The 21,073-nt window shown below is 59.1% G+C and carries 9 protein-coding genes; 6 read left to right on the top strand and 3 right to left on the bottom strand.

Annotated features, from left to right (window positions below; translation table 11 throughout):
* Window positions 1-4 precede the first annotated feature (4 nt).
* Entirely contained in the window at window positions 5-12,841 is a 12,837-nt protein-coding gene (locus tag KIT79_15665; protein ID MCW5830744.1) for a DNRLRE domain-containing protein, read from the top strand.
* Window positions 12,817-13,230: a hypothetical protein gene (locus KIT79_15660; GenBank protein MCW5830743.1), complete on the top strand. Its 414-nt coding sequence runs from the start codon at window positions 12,817-12,819 to the stop codon at window positions 13,228-13,230. The genes KIT79_15665 and KIT79_15660 overlap by 25 nt, the downstream gene beginning before the upstream one ends.
* On the opposite strand, the gene KIT79_15655 is transcribed toward KIT79_15660, so the two are convergent.
* Both KIT79_15655 and KIT79_15650 read right to left on the bottom strand, forming a co-directional pair.
* Window positions 13,169-14,641 (bottom strand): hypothetical protein, encoded by a 1,473-nt coding sequence (locus KIT79_15655; protein MCW5830742.1) that lies wholly within the window; start codon window positions 14,639-14,641, stop codon window positions 13,169-13,171. The genes KIT79_15660 and KIT79_15655 overlap by 62 nt on opposite strands.
* Entirely contained in the window at window positions 14,638-15,372 is a 735-nt protein-coding gene (locus KIT79_15650) for a hypothetical protein (GenBank protein ID MCW5830741.1), read from the bottom strand. Before KIT79_15650 ends, KIT79_15655 begins: the two co-directional genes overlap by 4 nt.
* Window positions 15,373-15,444: 72 nt before the next feature.
* Here KIT79_15650 and KIT79_15645 point away from each other — a divergent pair, with 72 nt between their 5' ends.
* Genes KIT79_15645 through KIT79_15635 form a run of 3 tightly spaced genes read left to right on the top strand, consistent with a single transcriptional unit; the run spans window position 15,445 to window position 18,633 of the window.
* The gene (locus tag KIT79_15645; GenBank protein ID MCW5830740.1) at window positions 15,445-16,548 is read left to right on the top strand and encodes an SGNH/GDSL hydrolase family protein; all 1,104 of its coding nucleotides are present in this window, start codon (window positions 15,445-15,447) and stop codon (window positions 16,546-16,548) included.
* A gap of 7 nt (window positions 16,549-16,555) precedes the next feature.
* Window positions 16,556-17,299, top strand: a complete 744-nt coding sequence (locus KIT79_15640; GenBank protein MCW5830739.1) for a hypothetical protein — start codon at window positions 16,556-16,558, stop codon at window positions 17,297-17,299.
* Entirely contained in the window at window positions 17,296-18,633 is a 1,338-nt protein-coding gene (locus KIT79_15635; GenBank protein ID MCW5830738.1) for a hypothetical protein, read from the top strand. Before KIT79_15640 ends, KIT79_15635 begins: the two co-directional genes overlap by 4 nt.
* Before the next feature lie 194 nt (window positions 18,634-18,827).
* Here KIT79_15635 and KIT79_15630 read toward each other — a convergent pair whose 3' ends face one another.
* Window positions 18,828-19,895 carry a hypothetical protein gene (locus KIT79_15630; protein MCW5830737.1) on the bottom strand — a complete coding sequence of 356 codons (1,068 nt, stop codon included), beginning with the start codon at window positions 19,893-19,895 and terminating at the stop codon, window positions 18,828-18,830.
* 482 nt (window positions 19,896-20,377) lie between these two features.
* Here KIT79_15630 and KIT79_15625 point away from each other — a divergent pair.
* The coding region (locus KIT79_15625; GenBank protein MCW5830736.1) for a cobalamin-dependent protein at window positions 20,378-21,073 on the top strand (696 nt) is incomplete at its 3' end.

Genomic DNA, 21,073 nt, shown 5'->3' with positions numbered 1-21,073 from the left:
GAACATGCGCCGTCTTTTGCCTGTTTTTGCAGGACTGCTGATTACCGGAGTTTTCCCGAATGCGGCCCTGGCCGAACCGGTCACGATTTCGATCGAAGCCGAAGCCGATACGTATGTCCGAAGTGGCGCGGCCAACACCAACGAAGGCGGTTCGGCCGCTCTCCAGATCCAGGCGAGCGGGAACAATCGTGTGCTCGTCCGGTTCCCGCAGGTGGCGGTCGATGCCGCCGTGGGCGGCGGCACGCTGCTGTCGGCCACGCTGGAACTGACTATCTCCGCCAATGGCAACAACTGGGGCGCTTCGGGGAGGACCATCGATCTGCACCGCGTCACCGTGCCGTGGGCCGAAGGCAACGGGAGCACGGGCAGCGGGGCCACGTGGAACTGCGCTGTCGATTCCAGCATCGCCAATTCGGCCAAGGACTGTACGGGGGCAGCCGAATGGTCCATGAGCGGCAGCGGCGAGCGGCCGTGGGAATCTGCGGCGACGGCCACGCAGCTGATCATGAATGGCCAGGGCGGCACGGTCTCGTTCGACGTGAAGGCCGACGTGGAGGCGTTTGTCCTCGGGACTCCCAACAACGGCTGGATCGTCCGGAAGACGGACGAGGGTGCGAGCGGATCGATAACCTTCTCGTCGCGGGAAACCGCTTCCAAACCGGTTCTGGTGCTGGTGGTGGAACCTCCTCCCGGCGGCAACTTCCCGCCGGTGATTGCCGGCAACCCGCCGTTCCGGGTGAATGAGGGATCGGCCTATTTCTTCGCGCCCGTGGCAAGCGATGCCGATCCGGGCGACATCCTCACGTTTTCGGTCCAGAACAGGCCGCACTGGCTGGATTTCGATCCGGAAACGGGCGCGCTCTCCGGGACGCCTTCGGCGGGCGATGCGGGCATTTACCGCAACATCGTCATCACGGTGACGGACAGCGAAAACCAGGGCGCCAGCCTGCCCGCCTTCGACATCGCCGTGACGGTGACGCTGACGGCGGCGGCCGATACGTTTATCTATAACGGCTCACCCAATACCAACGAGGGTGGTGCGGCCCTCCTGCGGGTTCAGCAGGCTGGAAACAACCGGGTGCTGGTCCGGTTTGGACACCCGGATCTGGTCTCGTTTGTCGCCGGCCGCACTGTGCTGGCTGCTTATCTGGAGGCCGATATTCTGAATACCGGCAACAACTGGGGCCCTGGCCGCACGGTGGACGTCCACCGGATGCTCCAGGACTGGGCCGAAGGCAATGGAAAGGTAGCTGGCACAACCCCCAGCGACCGGGGCGATGGTCCGGGCGCTACCTGGAACTGCGCCATTGACACGAATATCACCAATACTGCCAAAGACTGTTCGGGCGCAACCGAGTGGTCGATGGGAAATCCCGGTTTGTGGCCCATGGAAACAGTACCAACCGGAACGGTACTGATCCAGAACGCGCAAACAGGAACGGTCGCCTGGGATGTGACGGCGGATGTCATCGCCTTTCTGGCTGGCACGAAGGAAAACTACGGTTGGTTAGTCCGCAAGACCGAAGAGGGTCAGGGCGGCCTGATCGAATTTGATTCGAAGGAAAGCGGAAATCCGCCGCGGCTGGTGCTGGTTCTGGAAGGGGACGAACCGCCCGCGGACGCGATGCTCACTTGCATGCCTGAGCAGATCGATTTCGGCGCTGTTGGGGTCGGGGCTGAATCGGACACGAGCTTTATAACCTGCACGAATGAGCTGCTGGACAATGTTGCCGTCGATATGAATTCTTTTGCAGTTACTGACAGCGAAAACTTCGACATCAGCGTGGCGGGCGTCTCGGGAGAGGATATTTCTGCGGGAATATTCCATCCCGGTGACTATGTAACCTTTGGAATTATATTCAGGCCCCAGGAAACCGGTCCGCTCAGTTCCGTAATCAGTTTCGAATACGTTACGAGCAGTGAGCCGACGGAAATTCTGTTGACTGGAATCGGAGAAAATATATCCGATCCTGTTCAGATCGTGCATTTTTCTGCGACCCCGCCGGTAATTGGTTCCGGCGATGCTTCGATGCTCGCGTGGCTTGCCGTCAATGCGACATCCTGTGAGATTAACAGTATTCCTGTCGATACATCGGGAAACGTACAGGTCGCGCCGCCAGTGTCGACGGTATATACGTTCACTTGCAACGGCGAAAGTGGGCCGGTTTCAGCTCAGGCGGTCGTGGCCGTGCAATCCGGTTCCGGATTGACATGCATTCCGGGAATTATCGACTTCGGCGCTGTAACTGCAAACTCTGGGAGTAGTTCAACTGGTGTGATCTGCCATAATATGACAGAGCAATTACTGGAAGTTGATCTGAACCCCGCCGTAACCAATTTCTTTGGAACTGCCGCCTCGGATTTTGCCTTAGGTAGCACACCCGATTTTTCCGGCGCGCCGGATTTTCCACCGTATATCGGACCGGGTGAATATATCGGCTTTGAGATAGTCTTCAATCCGTCTGAAACCGGTCAGCGATTGGCCAGTCTGGTGCTGGGGTATGTAAACGAAGCAGCAATAACCGAGATACCGTTGACAGGAACCGGAACAGAGCCATCCGGCCCGGTCGAATTTCCGATATTCTCCGTCGCGTGGGACGGAAACGCGCTTTGTGCTGAAACCGATCCCCCTGATGGGGATGCCAATCTGGGTGTGGGCGAATATGCGAGTCTGAAGAGAACTGCTGATAGCCAGTATGTTTTTTCCAGTCTCAGCCTAGATGGCTTCGGACATTCGCGTGCGATCCCGATAATTCCTTTCAGAGACGTTTGGAATGTGGCCGAGAGTAATTTCTGGACGCAGCCGCTAAAGGTCGGTCACTACACCTTGGAATTGAATTATGGCCCCGTTTCTTGGGGTTCTAGGACATTCGAAGTACTCGCTGACCCTATGCAGCGACTGAACACTGCTGTTGATGTACCTGTATTCTCTGGGGTCAATCACCTGCCAAGCCCAAGTGTAAAACTTAATGACGACCTACTGGCCGTAATAGGATTTTCGGGCCTCACTCTGCTGACAACATCCGGAGAAAACGGACATTTCCCGGAAATTATCGGCAGCAGCCCGGTTCGGGTTTCGGATTCTGCAATGCTTGCCAGGTTTATCTGCCCGACACATTGTCCCAGCGGAACACCCGACCGGTTCCTTGTCCGTTATCTGGACACGCCAATCCCCGAAGTCGTGGAGATCAGTCCTCCCTACCCCGTTCGGACCGAATGGACGGTTGTCAATGAGTTCACGGCTGTCGCACTTACCTGGGGTGAAGACGGAATCCCAAACCACGTAACGAACAACGACGATACCATAGTCGTTATGCGAGGCCTCAGTGATGGTGAAATCACATATGAAAACGTGGTTATCCCGGAACTGGTTCATCCATATTGGGGGGTTCCGGGCGGAAGCATCTATGCCGATCATCCAGCTGTCGGCTTTGGTCCAAACGATGCGCTTGCACCGATAGCGACAAGCGATGACACGGTCGTGATCGCCGGCAGCGGGCCGGACTATTTGTGGGTGCCTTCCAGCCCAAGCATAGGGGACAATATCATTGTCATCGTGCGCGGCATCCAGACGGGCGAGCTGGAGTTCGAAGCTGTCTGGGTGCCGGATATGGCCGCGCATGGGCGTGGAATCGCGTTGACCGAGGACTCTGTCGTAGTTCGCCTGTACGGTAACCGCCCAGGGAATTTCCAGTTTCCTTGCTGCGGCCAGGGTTTCGCCGTGATTGAAGGCATTGAGTATTCGGAACCTGAAGTAACCTTCACAACCAGTATTTCATACTACGGTATTGGTGCTCCACTAGAGAATCAGGGGCGAGTTGTCCCCGAACTTCTTTCGTACGGAAAGGGATATGTACGATGGGGTGTTGAGCTTATTAGCGTGGTTTCAGATGATATACTTATGCGAGCAAACGTCAGGGACATGGGGGGCGTCGCGGCTTCCTTTATCGACGACTCCACATTTGTGTCAATTGATATCTTGCACAGTCAGCTCCCAGATTATTTTCACATTAATCCACAGCAAGTATTGTTGACGAGAAATATCTGGTCGGTTCCAGAGACAATTTCTGTCTCACTCAACGATATACCGGCAGGACTTCTGCCTTCTGTGCCAAATGCGCCATCATCTATACCACGAGCGGTCTCGGATGCCGTTACTCTGCAGAACTATCTTCAATACGGAAACTCGCTGTTTACGAAAATAGGAAACTTCGCATATACGGTAATTTCGGGATCCGAGTATCCGCCACAACATTGCAATACGGCGTCGTCGCATCCGGCATATCTATTATCGATAAAGAATCTGTATTCAGGTCAGCCATCGCTGGAAGTGGCGGGGTACGCGTCCCAGTTCCCTGTGAACCGCGTAGAAGTGCTCGGCGAGCATACTTCTTCGGAAATGGCCTACTACATTGGTCAGAACGACATATACTGGATCGCTCCGTCCGCAACCCATGAGATCATGCAGTCTGCCCATCCGGACGTATTCGCCATACAGGGGCAGTATTACAGTTACTATCCTGTCGATCTCGGCATCTGGGGCGAGCCGATATTTGAAATAGTCAACAAGCCGTCATGGGCAGAGTTCGATTTCGTGACAGGGGAACTATATGGGATACCCACGAACGGGGATGTGGGCGTCTATGATGGCATAATAATCGTCCGTTCCAATTCCGATACAGAAGTGTTCCGTGTCGGCCCGTTTACGATCGAGGTCATGAATGCCAACGATCCGCCAACCATCGAAGGCAATCCGCCGGATTCGGCATCGGTGGGAGTAATCTATGACTTCACCTTTTCTTCCGATGATCCCGATCTGATCCATGGAGACGTGCTGCAGTTCAGTGCGACAAATCTGCCGCTCTGGCTATCTCTCGATCCGGTCACCGGCCGGCTTCTCGGGACTCCTCAGGAATCTGATGCAGGGGTATGGATCGATATCCATGTGTACGTGTCCGACCGCTTTGGAGAGTTCGCAGTTGCAGGTCCGTTCGAAATTCGGTTTTCCAGTGCGAACAGTCCGCCGCAGATTTCCGGTGTCCCTCCGGAAACTGCCGGCTGGGGAGTCCTTTATTCTTTTACCCCGATGGCGTCAGATCCGGACGTAGGGGATAATGGCTCTCTGGTTTTCAGCATCGAGAACCCGCCCTACTGGACCGGGTTCGATCCAGAGACCGGAATGCTCGCCGGTGTCCCGGGCTATTTCGAAACCGGGGTTTACGAGAACATCGTCATTATTGTACGTGATCCGTTTGGAGACTATTCGCGTCTGCCAGCATTCACGATCAGTGTGGAAGGTGAAAATACGCCACCAGCGATATCCGGAAGCCCGGAAACCGCTATCCTGTTCGGTGAAACCTATTTCTTTACTCCCGATGCGTGGGATCCCGACATTGAATTCGGCGACGTACTGACATTCGGTATCGTTAACCTCCCGGCATGGGCGGCGTTCGATACCGCTACAGGAAGTTTGTACGGCGTTCCCGGGCTCGACGATGTTGGCGAATATGCAGGTATTGTTATCAATGTCGAGGATATCATGGGCGGTTTTGATGAGCTGCCGGAATTCAGCATCGAGGTCACCGGGACCGCGCCACCGGCATTCGCTAATCTGCCAGAAACGAGTGCTATCGAAGGACAGTACTATGAGTACGTCCCGGTCATCTCGAATGCACCGGAAAATTATGCATTCCAGATCACGGGGCTTCCCGATTGGGCGCAATTTGACCAGGGCGATGGCAAGTTGAGCGGAACTCCTGGAGAGGATGACTCGGGAGTTTATGCTGATATCGTGATCGAACTGGTCGATCAGTCCGGGGTCGTGGCGATTCTCGGCCCGTTCAGCATTGAAGTGCATGACAACGAGGTGGATGCGGGGCAGGGCCTCGGGAATATCCCCGTGTCGGATTACATCCCCAAGATGCCCCAGGTGCCGCATCTGGGACAGGTGGATCCGTCTACAGGGGCATTCACGACTTCCATCCCGATAGAGGTGCCGAAGTATTATGATATCGAACCCAGGCTCTCGCTGAACTACAGTTCCAATGGCGTTGACGGATGGGTCGGTGTGGGATTCCAGCTTGCGGGCACGTCGAGCATTGTGCGCAGCTCCAGCACGAACGGGGCTCCGCGATATGTGAGCAGCGACAAGTTCTCGCTCGACGGCAACGAACTGCTCCCGTGCAGCGGTTTCCAGGACATATGTGCCAGCCGTCCCGGGGCAACTCATGTTACCAAATGGGATAACTATACCAAAATCCAGCGGGATTCTGTGAACGACAGGTGGTACGTGTGGGATACCCGTGGCACCCGGATGACCTACGAGAAGACGGTGTATTCGGGGAACCAGGTATTCCGCTGGGATATCGTCGAAGTCACCGATGTGTTTGGGAATACGGTCAGCTACTCGTATACCAGTCTTGGGAACCGCGAAGTATATCTTCAAAGCATAGAATACGGCCCATACCGAGTGGTATTTTATACGGCCAGCCGGTCGAGTGAATCCGCAAAGCCGTCATATGCAACCGGAAGCAACCTTCTTGAAATAGGCCGGTACCTGAACGCTGTTGCCGTCAGTTCCAATGAGCAGAACATCCGTGCATACGCTCTCGATTACGAAATCAGCGGATGGACCGCGAGGTACCTTTTATCCAATATAACCCAGTATGGCGCGGGCGTCGTGGTCGCCCCGGATGGAACCGTTTCGAACCCGGAAGAAACGGTCCAGCTTCAGGTGTTCTCTGTTGACTGGAACAAGAACAGCATCAGCATGTCGAGTGGTACCTTGGGCGGCTGGGACAGCATGCCCGGTGCCCCGGCATACAATAACCAGAACAGATATGTGTCCGGAGACTTCAACGGCGATGGATTGACGGATATCGCCATTACCACCAACAACTGGCGCGGCTGGAGGGTATATCTCTCCAACGGCAATGGATGGAAAACCGAATGGTGGGAAGATAAAAATATAGAAAGCGATAGCCAGGGTGGATACGTATGCTACCAGGCAATTTGTAATAATGAAAACAGGTTTATAGTCGGCGACTTCAATGGCGACGGACGATCAGACATACTGGTAGTTCATTCAAATAGCACCAAGTTCCGGATCTTCGTGTCCAGCCCGTCCACCAGCAACTCCAGCGGGTATGCGTTTAAGTACAGGACTGTTTCCGCCAACCTGAAGCGGAACGGCGTCCTGGTGCCGATTTGCGACTGGTCCTGTGCGGATGAGCGAGTGAATATACTTTCGGGCGATTTTAACGGTGACGGCAAGACCGATATCGTGGCTGCCAGGGGCGGCGTCAACTGGAGTTCTGCCTTTGCCACAACCGATGAGACCCTGAATTCACACTCTTGGCATATCTGGTACGGCAAGAGCAGCACGACTGCGGTGTCTTTCACGCGCTACAGGAAGCTGTATACGCAGAATTCGGATTGGCGGCCATGCCTTGATGACTGCCAGCCGGACGATGTCAGATTCATCGTGACGGACATGAACGGCGACGGTTACTCCGATATTCTCAGGTTCATGAAATCGACCGCATTTGCGACAAATGTTTATGCGTATTTTGGCAAGGATGGTGAAGGATTTACCCATATAGATACCGAGCGAAAGTACTTGTGCGGCGAGGATTGCAGTGCAACAAAACTGTTCGCCGGGGATTTCAACGGCGACGGCAAACAGGATGTCTATTTCGGGCCTTTGCATTGGATTCTGTACTCAAATGGGTATGACTTCAGGATCGGGTTTCCGAAGTTTACTGGAGACGGACGGCCATGCGGAGACTGCGGGCAGAGCGACCTGCTTCTGGCGCTCGATATCAACGGCGATAACCGCGCCGACCTGATAGGCACGACGGCCAACAGCACGAAAGTCCGGTACGGGTTTGCCAAGAAATCGTCGATCGGGGAAACCACGTTCGAGACCAAGGAGTATAGCCATAACGTATGCCAGGGGGACTGCAACAGGGAGAACGGGGCGATTCAGATTGGCGATTTCGATGGCAACGGCAAGCAGGATGTATTCACTTTCCTTGCCACCGGCCAGCCCCGCGTTCACCTGACGGGAAAGACAGCCGACCGTCCCGATCTTGTCGATGCGATAGTTTCCATCACCGGGACCCGCACCGAAGTTGACTACATCTCGTCGGCCAACTGGCCCGGCAACAAGGTGCCGGTTGGTTTGCTGCTCGGAACCGTCAAGTCGTTGAGGACCGCCTACCGGACCAATTCCGCCTCCAGCACGGAGGACGTTCTTAGCGAACAGGCAATCGTTACGGAATACTCCTATTCCGGACTCGAATGGTCGCAGGAGGAACGGCGGCCTTTCGGATTCACCCGGTTCGCGCAGCGGAACTGGGAAGAAATAGTCGAGATTGTCGAGAAGAAACCCGACAAAACCGTCACAAAGCTAACCCGGAAGCCTCTGGAACTGCAGCAGGAAGCCGACATGAGCCGGAACCTCGCCTGTATAGGCCGGCCGGTTGAAACCCGTATCCTCGACATGTCGAAACCGGCCAGCGAGCGTCTTCTGGCGAGGTCGGTCACTTCCTATATTCCGGAGGCTGGTCCGCCATATACCTGCCGGAGTGGAGAGACGGTTGCCGAGACATACGGCCCCGGCGGCGGACTCTGGATCCGGCGGCAGGAAGTGCTGTCCTATGACAGTTACGGCCAGCCGCTGGTCGTGGTCAATCATGGCGATGCAAACGCATCGGGCGATGAAACAGTCTCCGTGACCGAATATGCCTATAATCCGGTGGACTATATTGTCGGCACCCCGAGGCGGCAGCTCGTTTGTGCGGGCATCAGTCCCGAACTCTGCAGCAGTACCGGTAGCGGCAGGATATCCGAAGCGCGCTACTGCTATGACGGTGATACCGATTCGGGCGACGATCCTCTCTGCAGCGAGCCCCCGCCAGAAGGCCGCGTCACGCGAAAACGGCAGTGGGACAGCAACGGAGATGGCCCGGAGCGCTGGCTCACGAGCGACATGCGCTACGACCCGGTGAACGGGAATCCGCTCGCTTCCAGTCTTTCCTATTTCGGCGACGAAATGCCGGTATTCAATCCGGATACGGAATATGACGAATCCGGCCTCTATCCGGTCGCCTCCTTCAACCACCTGGGCCACGTGAGCGAGCAGGTATTCGACCCGGTTATGGGCGTGCAGTTGTGCGGCCGGAACCCGAACCAGGTGGTCATCTACAGCCGTTACGATTCGCTGGGCAGGCTGATCTCCAGCAGCGCTCCGGAGAAATACACGGGAACGCTCGACATCGAGGCATGCACGAAGGACGATGCCTGGTGGGACGCGAACTGGGCGGTCAGGAAATCCTATGTGCTGGACAGCACCAGCAACTACACCGTTACCCGGAACCGTGCCGCCGTTACAGGCCCGGCCGCCAGCGAGATATTCGAAACGATCGAGATCAGGGACGGACTTGGCCGCAATATCCAGACGAAACACCGGACCGGAACGGGCACTCATGTCGTGTCGGGTCTCGTGGCGTACGATGCCTTGGGCCGGGTCCGGTACCAGTACGACACGTTCGACGAGGAGGGCGGATCGGACACCGTCTGGACGGGCTTCACGCAGGCGTCCGGAGATGCCCGGATCCGCAAGACCGAGTTCTTGCACGACAGCGTGGGCCGCGTTTCCAGCGTGAAATTCGTGGGCGGCGGGCAGGCGTTCGTCGAATATCAGCTCGGCGAGACCACCGTGACCGATCCGAAGGGGAACACGCGGGTCGCTTTCTCGGACATCCATGGCCGCAACTACCGGATCGACGAGTTTGCCGTGTCTGGAACACGCCTCACGACGCTCTATGACTTCGATCCGGTGACCGGGCGGCTCATGAGGATTGGCCGCGACACCGACAACAACGGCTACCTTGGCGGCGCCGACCGGGTGGATGCCGAATTCTCGTACAATTCGCTTGGCCAGACGTTGCACCTCACCGATATCAACACCGGCGTCACCACCTACAGCTACGACGCCATGGGCAATGTCGCAAGGAAGACAGATGCACGCGGGAACGAAGCCGTCTATTCGTTCGACGAACTGGGCCGGCTGGTGCTCAAGTGCGCGAAGGCAGGGGCCGGGGTGGATGACCCGCTGGGGCTCACCAAGAGCTTCGGAACGTCTCCCGTGGAGGCGACGGCGCAGGGGGCTTGCGGCGCGGGCGAGGTGGAGATCGCCAGCTATACCTATGACAATCCGGCCGCCAACGGCATCGGGGCGCTCGATACGCTGGCCGATCTGAGCGGCACCACCGCCTACAGCTATGACCTGCAGGGCCGGATCACCGGCATCGTGAAGCGGATGGATCCGGACAGCCAGACAAATGCCTGGCGAACCTTCACGCTATCGAGGTCATTCGACCTTCTGGGGCGGCTCCAGAACATCGTTTATCCGGACAGGGAGAACGTCTGCTACGGCTATGACGAGCGAAGCCAGCTGGTTGGCATCGTGGGTTATGACGACGACGGGGACGGCAACCCGTCGGATTGCGGCGCGGCGGGCGTGGATACGCGGACGTATCTTCAGGGGGCGACGTACGACCCGGTTTTCGGCAGCCTTCTCATGATGGAGTTCGGAAACGGAACGACGACCACCCGCGAGTACCACGCCTCGACGCGGCGGCTCAAGGTGCTGGAGACGCTGGACTCGCAGGCGGAACTGCTGCAGAAGACGGCCTATGCCTACGACCGCACCGGAAACATCACGGCGATTCTGGACTTCCGTGCGCCGGGCAATACCCAGCATTTCACCTACGATGGCCTGAGCCGCCTGCTGACGGCCAGCGGCGGCTACGGAAACCTTGCCTACAGCTACGACGGCGTGGGTAATTTCCAGACGTTCGAGGGACCACCGCCGGTCGCCTACGACACGGCTGGGGGCGTGACGCACCCGGACGCCATGGTGAGCGGTCCCGGCGGCTGGTCCGCCGCCTATGACCTGAACGGCAACATGACCGTGAGAACACCCTCGAGTATAAGCCCCACGCACCTCTATAGCTGGGGCTATGACAACCGGCTGGCCACGGCGTCGGCGATCGACAGCGGCCCGCCGGAACACCTCGTCAGCATGGTGTACGACGGCCACGGGGCCCGAGTGATCCGTTACGCGGACGGCGCGCCCACCTACTATTTCGGCAACTGGTTCGAACTGAGACCCGCCATGGCTGTCAAGCACATCATGGGGCCGGGCGGCGTCATCGCCAGCGTTTCCTACAATCCGGCGTCGAAGCCGTCCCTGGGCGGCTTCATGGCCACGGTGAGCCTTGGTGACCGGCTCAGGGAAAGGGCCCGCCGCACCTGGTCGGCCGCGGCCAATCCCTCCCTTGGACCGGCGGGCGCGAAGGCGCGCATCCAGATCGCTTCGCTCGCCGCGGCCCTTGCATCCGTTCTCTGGCTCCTGTGGCTTGCGGATCCCTTGTGGCGGTTCCGGCGGCTCGTGCGGGCGCTGGAAACGGCCGGGGAACGCGACCTTCGCGAGGCCATGGAGGCCGCCAGAATACGGGCTGCTGTCCGGGTGGAACGGCGCCGGGCACGGGGCGGCTACCGCTGGCGGTGGCGGCAGGGCGTGGCGGCCGGCCTTGTGCTCGCGATCGGTTTCGCGGCCGCCGCGTGCGAGGAGCAGCGCTGGGGCGCGGGCGGACGCCAGATGGGCGCCGTGGCCTATTCCACCGGAACGGCCATCGCCGAAGGCGACCAGCCCATCTGGCTGCACGGGGACCATCTGGGCAGCGTCGTGGCCGTGACGGACGCGAGCGGCGCCGAACTGAGCCGCATGGACTACAAGCCGTTCGGGGAGGTGTGGAGTTCGTCCGGGACTGCCCCGGCCAGCGACCGGACCTTCACCCGCAAGCGGCAGGACGCCGGCCTTGGCCTGATGAATTTCGAGAACCGCTACTACGACCCTCTTGTGGGCCGGTTCATCTCCGCCGACCCCCGGCAGCTTGAGCCCGCGCCGCTGCAGGCGATGCGGATGGCGGAATGGGATTACCAGAACGGAAGCGCCAACGCCGGTTCCATGCCGGAGGAACGGCTCGCCGACTGGCGGGGACGCACGTTCGCGCCGCAGGATCTGAACCGCTTCAGTTACGTGCTCAACAACCCCTTGAACCGGGTGGACGTGGACGGATACGGGTTCTGGAAGTGGGTGAAGCGTTTTGTATTGAAGGTGCTGTCGAATCTGGTATCGCTCGTTTTGCAGGCTATTTTCCGGTACATATTGCCGTTTCAGTTGCCGAATTTCGGCTTGTCCGATGCCCTGTGGGACATGATTGACCGGTTGGCAGGGAACATGTTCGTGATCGGGGCCGATGCGGCAACGTACGCATCGACCCAGAGAAAAGGGGGTATCGGGTTCCATGGCTATCTGGTTGGAGCGAAAACCACCATGCTGGGACTGTCGGCAGGTTTGGCGGCCATTGCGGTTGGCGCGATGCAGGGGAAGAATGTCGGTGTCCACGCGGAGTCCGTGAACGGCACCGGGACCATCGTGTTTTCGGGTGCCGGTTTCGTGGTTGGGAAAGCCAGCGCACAAACGATCGGTCATGCGATGCTGCTCAAAGTCGAACGGAACGGGTATTTCAAACACAAACCCTACAGTTTTTGGCTTGACCACGAATCATTGCACTTGCAGCAGGCCGGTGTGCTTGGCGAGGGGTATCTGGCATCACACATCACGATGGGTGCACTCGCCATGATGTTCGGTCGCGAACTGAAGGACGATCAGGGCAATGTTCTCCGCGACAAATGGCATGATCCGAAGATAAACTTCCTGGAGGACCATGAAAGCAATTCGCCATGGAAATGGGGCAGGTGGCCATGAAACCGGGTTTCACCGTGACCGGCGGCCTTCGGGCACTGGGGATTGTGCTGTCCCTTGCGGGCTGCGATAAATTCGATTTCAAGGAAGTCTCCTGCGACTACCCTGACGAAAAGATGTGCATTGAGGTTCTGATACATTCAAATGCGTCGGGATACTTTGGTATTGAAGAGGAAAAGGTCGAAAAATCCTGTTCGGAGGACGGGGGCGAGTTCTCCTCTGATGATCCGTGTAGCCGGGATGACCTGATCGATGTTTGCCTGATTGAGGATCATCCCATCATTCCGGATAAAGAATTCGGGCTAGGTCAGATTTACTACTACGAGGGGTTTATCGACCCAGAGGAACATTGTGCCGAATATGACGGCGAATATGGAGTCGTGTGGAAATAATCCCCTCGGAGATATTTTTATGAATTGCAACCATCCCCACCACCGGCCCCAGGTGGGTGAGTATCCGGTCGAAGGCGGCGCGGACCTGCATGTCGCCGAACCAGGGCGAGACGAGGAACAGCAGGTAAACGATCGCAAGGTAGGTCCAGATGGAGAGCAGGATGAGGAGCGGCGGATTCAGGCCGCGTTCACGGATTAGCCGGAACAGACACCGGACCGTCAGCGCCACGAGCAGCCAGCCGAGCAGCGAGAACCGGTGTGGCATGAATAGCAGGTACCGCCCCATCTGCCCCAGGACCGGCTCCGCCTTCCGGGCGATGTGCGGCCAGTTCCAGGCGATGAGGTTGGCGAGGTAGTTCTCCTCGTAGAACGAGGCCCGCTCGCCGCGCGCGACGAGCCACGGAAGCAGCGCGAGCAGCCAGACGCCGGACCACAGGGCGGGAGCCTTGAGGGAACGTGGTCGCCCGGCAAACAGCAGCAGCGGCAGGCAGAAAAGCGGCGCGAGCAGAAGGCCCTCGTTCTTGACGAGCCCCGCCGCCGCGCCAAGCAGGGCCGACAGGATGAGGATTTGCGTGGAGCCTTCCAGGACTCCCCGCAGGGCCAGCAGTACGGCGGCGAGGAAAAAGGCGGCGAGCGTCGTGTCCGCCACGCCGGAATCGGCCGCCCCATGTTCGTAGAGCGTCCAGCAGGGCACGAGACAGGCCATCGCCGTAACGGGGGACGCCCAGTGGCTGGCATCCCCGCCGCCTGTATTTTCACCGCAAAGTCTGTCCAGACCGGCAAGGCCCCAGCGCATGAAGACGATCAGGGCGATGGCGAACAGCGCCGGCACCAGCCGGGCGGCCCACTCGCTGAACTGGCCGGTCAGCATGCAGAGGAACGCCACGTTCGCCTGCTGGAGAAACGGGTACTGGGCGTGGCCGATGACGAACTCGGTGACGTTCAGCTCGGGCGGCATGAGGGTGCCGGTGTGGAAATACAGTTTCGCATGGCTCCCCCAGTGCGCCCGTACGTCCACGGAAACGACCGGATTGCGGACCGAATCGGTGAGCATGGAGATGACGAACACGGCCAGAAGGACATCGGATATCAATGCGACCGGCGGGCGGAAAGGCGCTTTTTCGAGGTGCGTTTCGGCAGATTTGGGAAACAGCATTTCCCGCCGGGTGTACAGGAATCCGCCCCCGGCCAGCACAACGGCAGCCGAAAGCCCGCGCGCAAAGCCCGGCGTCCAGGGGGCAACGAGCCACGAAGTCAGGAAAAACAGCAGGGCCAGCAGGAAGCCTCCGGCGAGCCAGGCAACGGCGAGCGTCTCTGCCCGGCTGCCGAAACGGACTGTGAGATACTCCAGAAGGAGGAGGCCCAGAACGAAGGTCTGGAGAAGATACAGGGCGAGCCAGAACGGGTTCACCGGCCGTCTCCCGGCTCGCCGATACCTGTTTCCAGCGCGGTGAGCGGAGGCAGGGTTCCGCGGGTTCCGCAGTCCCAGACAGCGTATCTGATCCCTCTGGACCTGGCCCAGGCGGCTGCTTCTGCCCGTTCCTCGCAGGCAGGGATGCGCCTGAAATACACACGAGTCGGGAAAAAATGGTAGGAGATATTGAGGTAATAGGTCGGCATGAGCAGTTCCGATTCGCCCTCTGGCGGTGCCCGGAATATGGCGAAGGCGTCCGGGATCTCGGGTATCCGGTCGAATATGGTTTCAGGCCGCAGCGAATGGATGTCGCCAAGCTCCAGGAAGCGGAGCTGCCGCCGCTGATCCACATCCTTCCCGGCCCAGACGATTTCCATTGCCGTCTGCCGGATCAGGCGATCGGCCAGAAACAGGCCGTTGGCGGCCACGCACAAGATGAGGAGGCCCGTCGTCAGCGAAAACCCGGCCCCTCCCGTGAGCCATCCCCACACACTGGTTTTCCGCAGCGAAAACATGAACCACGACAGCAGGGTGCCGGTGCCCGTCAGAAGCACGAACCAGTAGAGAATGTGCAGTTCCAGCCGCACCCGTGGGGGAAGCTCCACGATGTCACGAAGGAAATAGTGCCGGATCACTCCGTTGAAATGCTCAGGCCCCAGCCCCGCCGTCACGGCAAGCAGCAGGAGTCCGCCGGGGACGAGCCACAGGTTGTGGAGCCAGATGCGCATGGAATGGCCTTTACGTCGGGGAAATCGTAAATTGGCCGGACGGTCAAGTAAACGGATTCGGGACGGACATTCATGGCCAGATGGCTTGATGGAAAGCGGTGGATGGCGGCGGGACTGGGGTTCGCCGGCACCATTGCCCTGCTTGTCTTGTGGAATTTCTACCTTGAGGTCCGGTATCCGTCTCCGTTTTCCGCCTACGTGCGGGACAATGAACTGGAGTACCGGATCCGCTGGCTCGATCCGGTTCGGCCGGAAACCATCGAACTCCGGGGGCGGTTGCACCCGGTCCGGGGCCTTCCGGGCGGTTTCCGGATACTCATGCTGGGCGGATCTACCACCAACGGCCACCAGATCACGGGCTGGGAGAATGTCTGGCCGGCACGGATGGAGCATCAGTTCCGGAGCATGGGCCTGGACGCCGAGGTCATGAATGCCGCCGATCTCGGCTATTCCTGCGAACATATCCTGATCGTGGCGAAACGGCTGATTCCCCTGCTCCGGCCGGACCTTGTGATTTTCATGGAAGGGTGGAACTGGCCGGGTATCGCCGAACCGCTCAACTGGTCGCCGTTCCCGCGGCTGCCAAAGGGCCTCCGGTGGCTGAACCCGGCCGTTGACAGCCGCCTGTTCGTGGATTTCCGGAACCGGACGGTCCGGTTCATGGGCGAGTGGGGCGCATGGCATGGCATGATTTCGCCCGGCGAATTCCACCGCATCAAGCGGGAACACCGGTACCGCCTTGCCCGGTGCGTGAGGGAACTGGATGATGAGCTTTCAGCCCTGAATGCCACCCATGTTATTGTCATTCCTCCGTCATTTCTTACGGCGGAAAAGGCGGCTGCGGACGACCTCGCCGCCTACGAACCCATGCTCTGGATATTCAACTACTGCCGCACGAAAAGTCTGGAAGAAACAGTCGCCTGTCATTTGGCCGAACGGCAGGCCATGCGCGGCGGGCTGGAAGATGCCCTGGCAGGAACCCACCAGTGGAAGGCCGTGATCGATGGAGAAAGTTTTGCGCCGCCCGAATGGTCCACACGTGTGCGGTATTTCATGGATCACATGCATATGACAATAGAAGGCAACGAGCAGTTCGGCCGTCATGTCGCCGGTGAACTGATGGGGCGCGGTCTCCTGCCGCTGCCATCGGGAAAGGACGCATCCGGTGGCCGGTAACTTCAGCATGCCAAGATCGGTATGGGTCCGGAACCTGTGGCTGCTCGCGCCCGGAATTTTCTGCCTGCTCGCCAGCTTCGGGCTGGGGTCTGTCCATTTTGCGGGGGCCGTGCGGCACTTTTTCCTTCAGTATATTCCCGGTTTCCCCGAACGGCTCACCGCGGAACTGCTGGTCATCTACTGGATGACGGCGATAGCGGGTATCGCCGCTGTTGCCGGATACCTCCTGCTGGGCGTTTGCCGCCTGGAGTTCCTTCGCTGGCTGCTTTTTCCCACAAAACTGCGGGAGACGGTGAAAATCTCCTGGCGGGAACTGCTCCTTCTGCTGGTGATCGTCAATTCGTTCGCCTTCACTGCCGTCCGGTTCGTCCGTGACGGCGTGCGCACGGTATGGCTTCAGGGGCTTTCGTTCGGTGAAAAGAAAGAAGTTCTCTTCAGTGAGAACCCTCTGGAGCAGAACTATATCGTGGGGCAGGAGTTTCTTAGTGGGGAGGGATATTCGGGCGGCAATATCGTGATCCTGCGGAATGTTTTTGAGGACCGGCCGGGGGAATACCTCCGGGCCGAACACCTGCATTTTTCGGCCCATCTGTTCCCGGTGCGGGTTTACCTCACATACGCGCCGGGATGCACCACGAACGACCTGCCGCCGGGCTGGATGGAAAACCGTGGTATCCGGTGGATTGTCGAAGACTGCGGCGAACATTTCCAGTTTGATCCGAAGCCGTACGCAAACAGGACCGCGCAATGACTGAGCTACTTATCCTGATCGTCTGTGCAGGTGCCTTGGGCCTCGGCGTCTGCCGGGTCATTCCGGGACAGAACTGGCCGGTCCGTTTTGGTCTCGCGTGGGGCTGTGGACTCGGGCTTTCCGGATATCTCCTGATGCTGTTCGTATGGTCTGGTATCCGGCTGGCGTTTCCTTCGGCATCCGTCATCTGCGGCATCGCCTTGGGTGCGGGGCTTTTTCTCTGGAAACCGTGGACGCAGAAGGCACTGGACGAACGAGCCGGAAGCGGTTCTCTATGCCGGGATTTCTCGCCGCTGGAGTGGATCGCAGTCGCTGTTGTGGCGGGAACTGCCCTGGCAATCCTCCTGACCGTTCTATCCACGCCGGTAAAGGCATTCGATGCCCGCATGATCTGGATGTTTCATGCACGTCTGATTGCCGATACTGGAATCCACCCGGCTCCGGAACTTCATGATCCGGCGTTTGTCATCGGCCATCCGCAATACCCGCCGCTCCTGCCGGTGCTGCAGGCGCTCGCGGCGATCCTGTCCGGTGTATTCGATGAACGCTGGGTACGTCTTGTCCCCGCGGGGTTCTATTTCGCCATGGGCGGACTGCTCTGGGATTCCCTGAAAGACGCACCCCAAAGGCTGCTGCTGGTTTCTGCATGGGCACTGATGCCGACGCTGGTGGTATTCGAGGAAGGCGGGGCAGATTCGGGACTCGCCGATGTGATGCTGTCTTTCTATGTGTTCGCCTCGCTGTGGCTGGCGCTGAAGGCCGAAGGCAGGCTTCCGCAGTATGCGCTCGCCGGAGCCTGTGCCGCCTTCGCCGGGCTAACGAAAAACGAAGGGCTGGTCATCGCCGGAATGGTTGCTGTCGTCTTGTGGAGCCAGGCGGATATTCCGTTCCGGGCAAAACTCGTTTTCGTCGCGACATGGATTCTCATGCTGGTCCCATGGCTCGCCGTTCGCGGGCAGATCGCCACGCTGTTCGAGGAACGCTATCTGGAACACCTCACTCCGGGGCGGCTCTTGTGGGGGCTGGACCGGGCGGGGCTGGTGGCCGGCGAAATGGCCCGCCAGATGTTCCTCCTGCCCCAGCGCTCAGGACTGTTCTGGTGGCTGATACTGGCTTGGTTTGCCGGGTCGGAACGGAGGCGCGATCTGCTGCTGGTCAACGGCTTATGGATCGTCCCCGCCTACCTGCTCGTGATCTACGTCCTGTATCTCGTGACACCCTGGGAGCGCGACTTTCAGGTGCATCTCTCGTTCTCCCGCGTCCTCCTTCATATCGCGCCCCTGGCACTGTGGGCCGCTGTGTGGCGGCCTGACAGGCGAGTACCCGGGCCGTGATTTCCCGGTCCAGCGCCCTTAAGGTTTCCCGGTTACCCGTCAATAGCCACATGGACTCCCGCACGATTTGGCGAAGATTAGCAGAGACAGGTCAGACAGCCGTTACCGGGGCTTCAGGGTTCACAGGCGACCTGGTCTTCCAAGCATAGCCGGGTTTGTACTTCGTCCCGGATTTCCCGCCAGTCTTCCCCTGACTATCTCCTGGCCACAACGAACGAGACCGAACCGCGGGAAACATCAATGGTGCTGACTTCCGGGAATCCCGCTTCCCGGGCAAAATCAACCACATCCTGCTTGCGGTAGAGCGGCCGTGGTTCGCCCAGCATGGCGTCGGAAAGTTCGTAAGCTGTCTTCATCCACGGGGCCAGTTCGAAATTGTCGGCGAACGGTTCCCACAGGATCAGATAGCCGCCCGGCGGAATGACCTCCCTGGATTTTTGCAGGTACTGGATGCCGTGTTCGGGGCCGCAATAGCCGAACTTCCGGGCAAGGAAGACCAGATCGTAGCTTTCGCTGGCGCCCCAGGTGTCCTTTTCTGCGTCACCGGTATTTTCGATAATCTCAGTGGGCTTTTTCAGTTTGAACTGGCTGGCGGCGGCCGGCAGTTCCCGTATCAGCAGTGGCAGGCATGACACGGTGATTTCGACATCCGGCTTTGCCTGGGTGACAGCGGCGGCGAAGCTCACGCCAACGGTGCCGCAGATCATCCGGCGGACATTCGACAGGTCCAGCTTCTGGACGAGCGCCTTGCTGGGTGCAGCCAGCATGGAAGTTGTCAGCCGGACGAACTCGGCCATCAGCGGATTGTCCGGATTATAGACCCGGACGACCGGGTGACCCTCGTTCTTCTGGAGCGCCGTTCCCAGGTCGCGCCAGTAGGACCAGGTTCCGAGCATGAAGTCGATCATTCCGCGTCCGGGGTTCCAGCCCTCCCGGCACAAGTGAGCACGGGCGGCAGTGGTAAGAACAATGTGGCCGTTTTCACGCTGGATGGTGCCTGCTTCTTCCAGTGCATTGAGGAGGACTTCGGCAGCGGGCTCCGTCATTCCGGCGAACGAGGCGACTTCTCCGGAAGTTCGCTGCGACTTGAGATAACCGATGATGCCAAGCTCGTACGCCGCGCCAAGGGCCATCGTCAGCTGGTATCCGGTCATGGCCCTGGAGAGTTTCATGGCCTGAACCGTGTCATTCCAGGGAGTGAGTTCTCCAGCGGCCTCCACCAGATGCAGGGATGCACGGCCGAGCCGGCTCTTGAGTGACATACACACCACCTCCCTTGAGTTGCAGGTGTCGCTGCATGGTGTGGTGTCCGGAGGTTCTCCCCGTATGACAGTTCGCAGGTCGGGGTGAAAACCGGTCTTCATGATATGACGCAAGGCGTGGAAGCTATGACAGTTGTCATATCGGCCTCTGTACCCCGCTTCTATAAAGACAATAGTGTCTATTCATGTGATGTGTGTGCGGACTGATGATGGAGGCAGGTAATCGACTGAAAATACTGCATTTTTCATAAAGTGCCCTAATCGTCATGAAGCTGACTGGTTGACCAGTCAAACGCGATAAAAAAGCCGAAAAACTCTGCCCTTGGACGGAAACAATGAAGAAAACGACGAGCAAAGCAGCAAAACCCCGGCAATCGGATCAAGGCAGGCCCCCCGCGCCAGTCAGGAAACTGCGAATAACCTTTATCTACCCGGACCGGCGCCGGTACTCGGGGAACTTCTCCACACACCGGTTTTTCGGCATGGGGACCGCGCATCTCGGCCTGCAGCTCTTGGGTGAAATCTGCCGGCAGATGGGGCACGAGGTGCATATTTATGACGAGCAGATAACGCCGTTCGCCCCCTGGATGGTGGACAAGGCGGATGTCGTCGGTATTTCCACCCAGACATCATGGGCTCCGCAGGCATTCCGTATCGCCGACCAGATCCGGAAGATGGGCAAGCCGCTGATGATGGGCGGCGCCCACGCCACCCTGAATCCGGACGAGTGCCTGGACCACGCTGACTACGTGTGCCGGAATGAGGGCGAGAAGACACTTCCGGAACTGCTCGAAGTGATCGCCGCAGGACGTGATCCGGCGACGGTCGTGGGGATCTCGTACTGGAACGGCGGCAAAAAGGAGCACAATCCCGAACGGCCGTTCCTGACCAATGCCGAGTTGAGTGCACTGCCTGATCCCAACTGGTCGCTGGTCGAAGGCTGGTTCCATCCGGCTATCCATCCGTTCCAGGATTTCGTCTACCCGGTTCAGGCGACCCGGGGATGTCCGGCCTACTGCAATTTCTGCTCGATTACCGAGGAGTTCGGCCGTGGGGGGGGGGGGCCGGGCGGCCCGGGCGGGGGGGGGGGGGGGGGCCGGGCCCGGGGCCCCCGCCGCGCCCGCCCGCCGGGCGCCCGGGGGGGGGGGGGGGGGGGGGGCGGGGGGGGGGGGGGGGGG

This window comes from Deltaproteobacteria bacterium (assembly GCA_026129095.1).
GTDB lineage: Bacteria > JAGRBM01 > JAGRBM01 > JAGRBM01 > JAHCIT01 > JAHCIT01.
The sequence above is the reverse complement of the archived record's forward strand: the minus strand, read 5'-3'. Positions and strand labels throughout refer to the sequence as shown.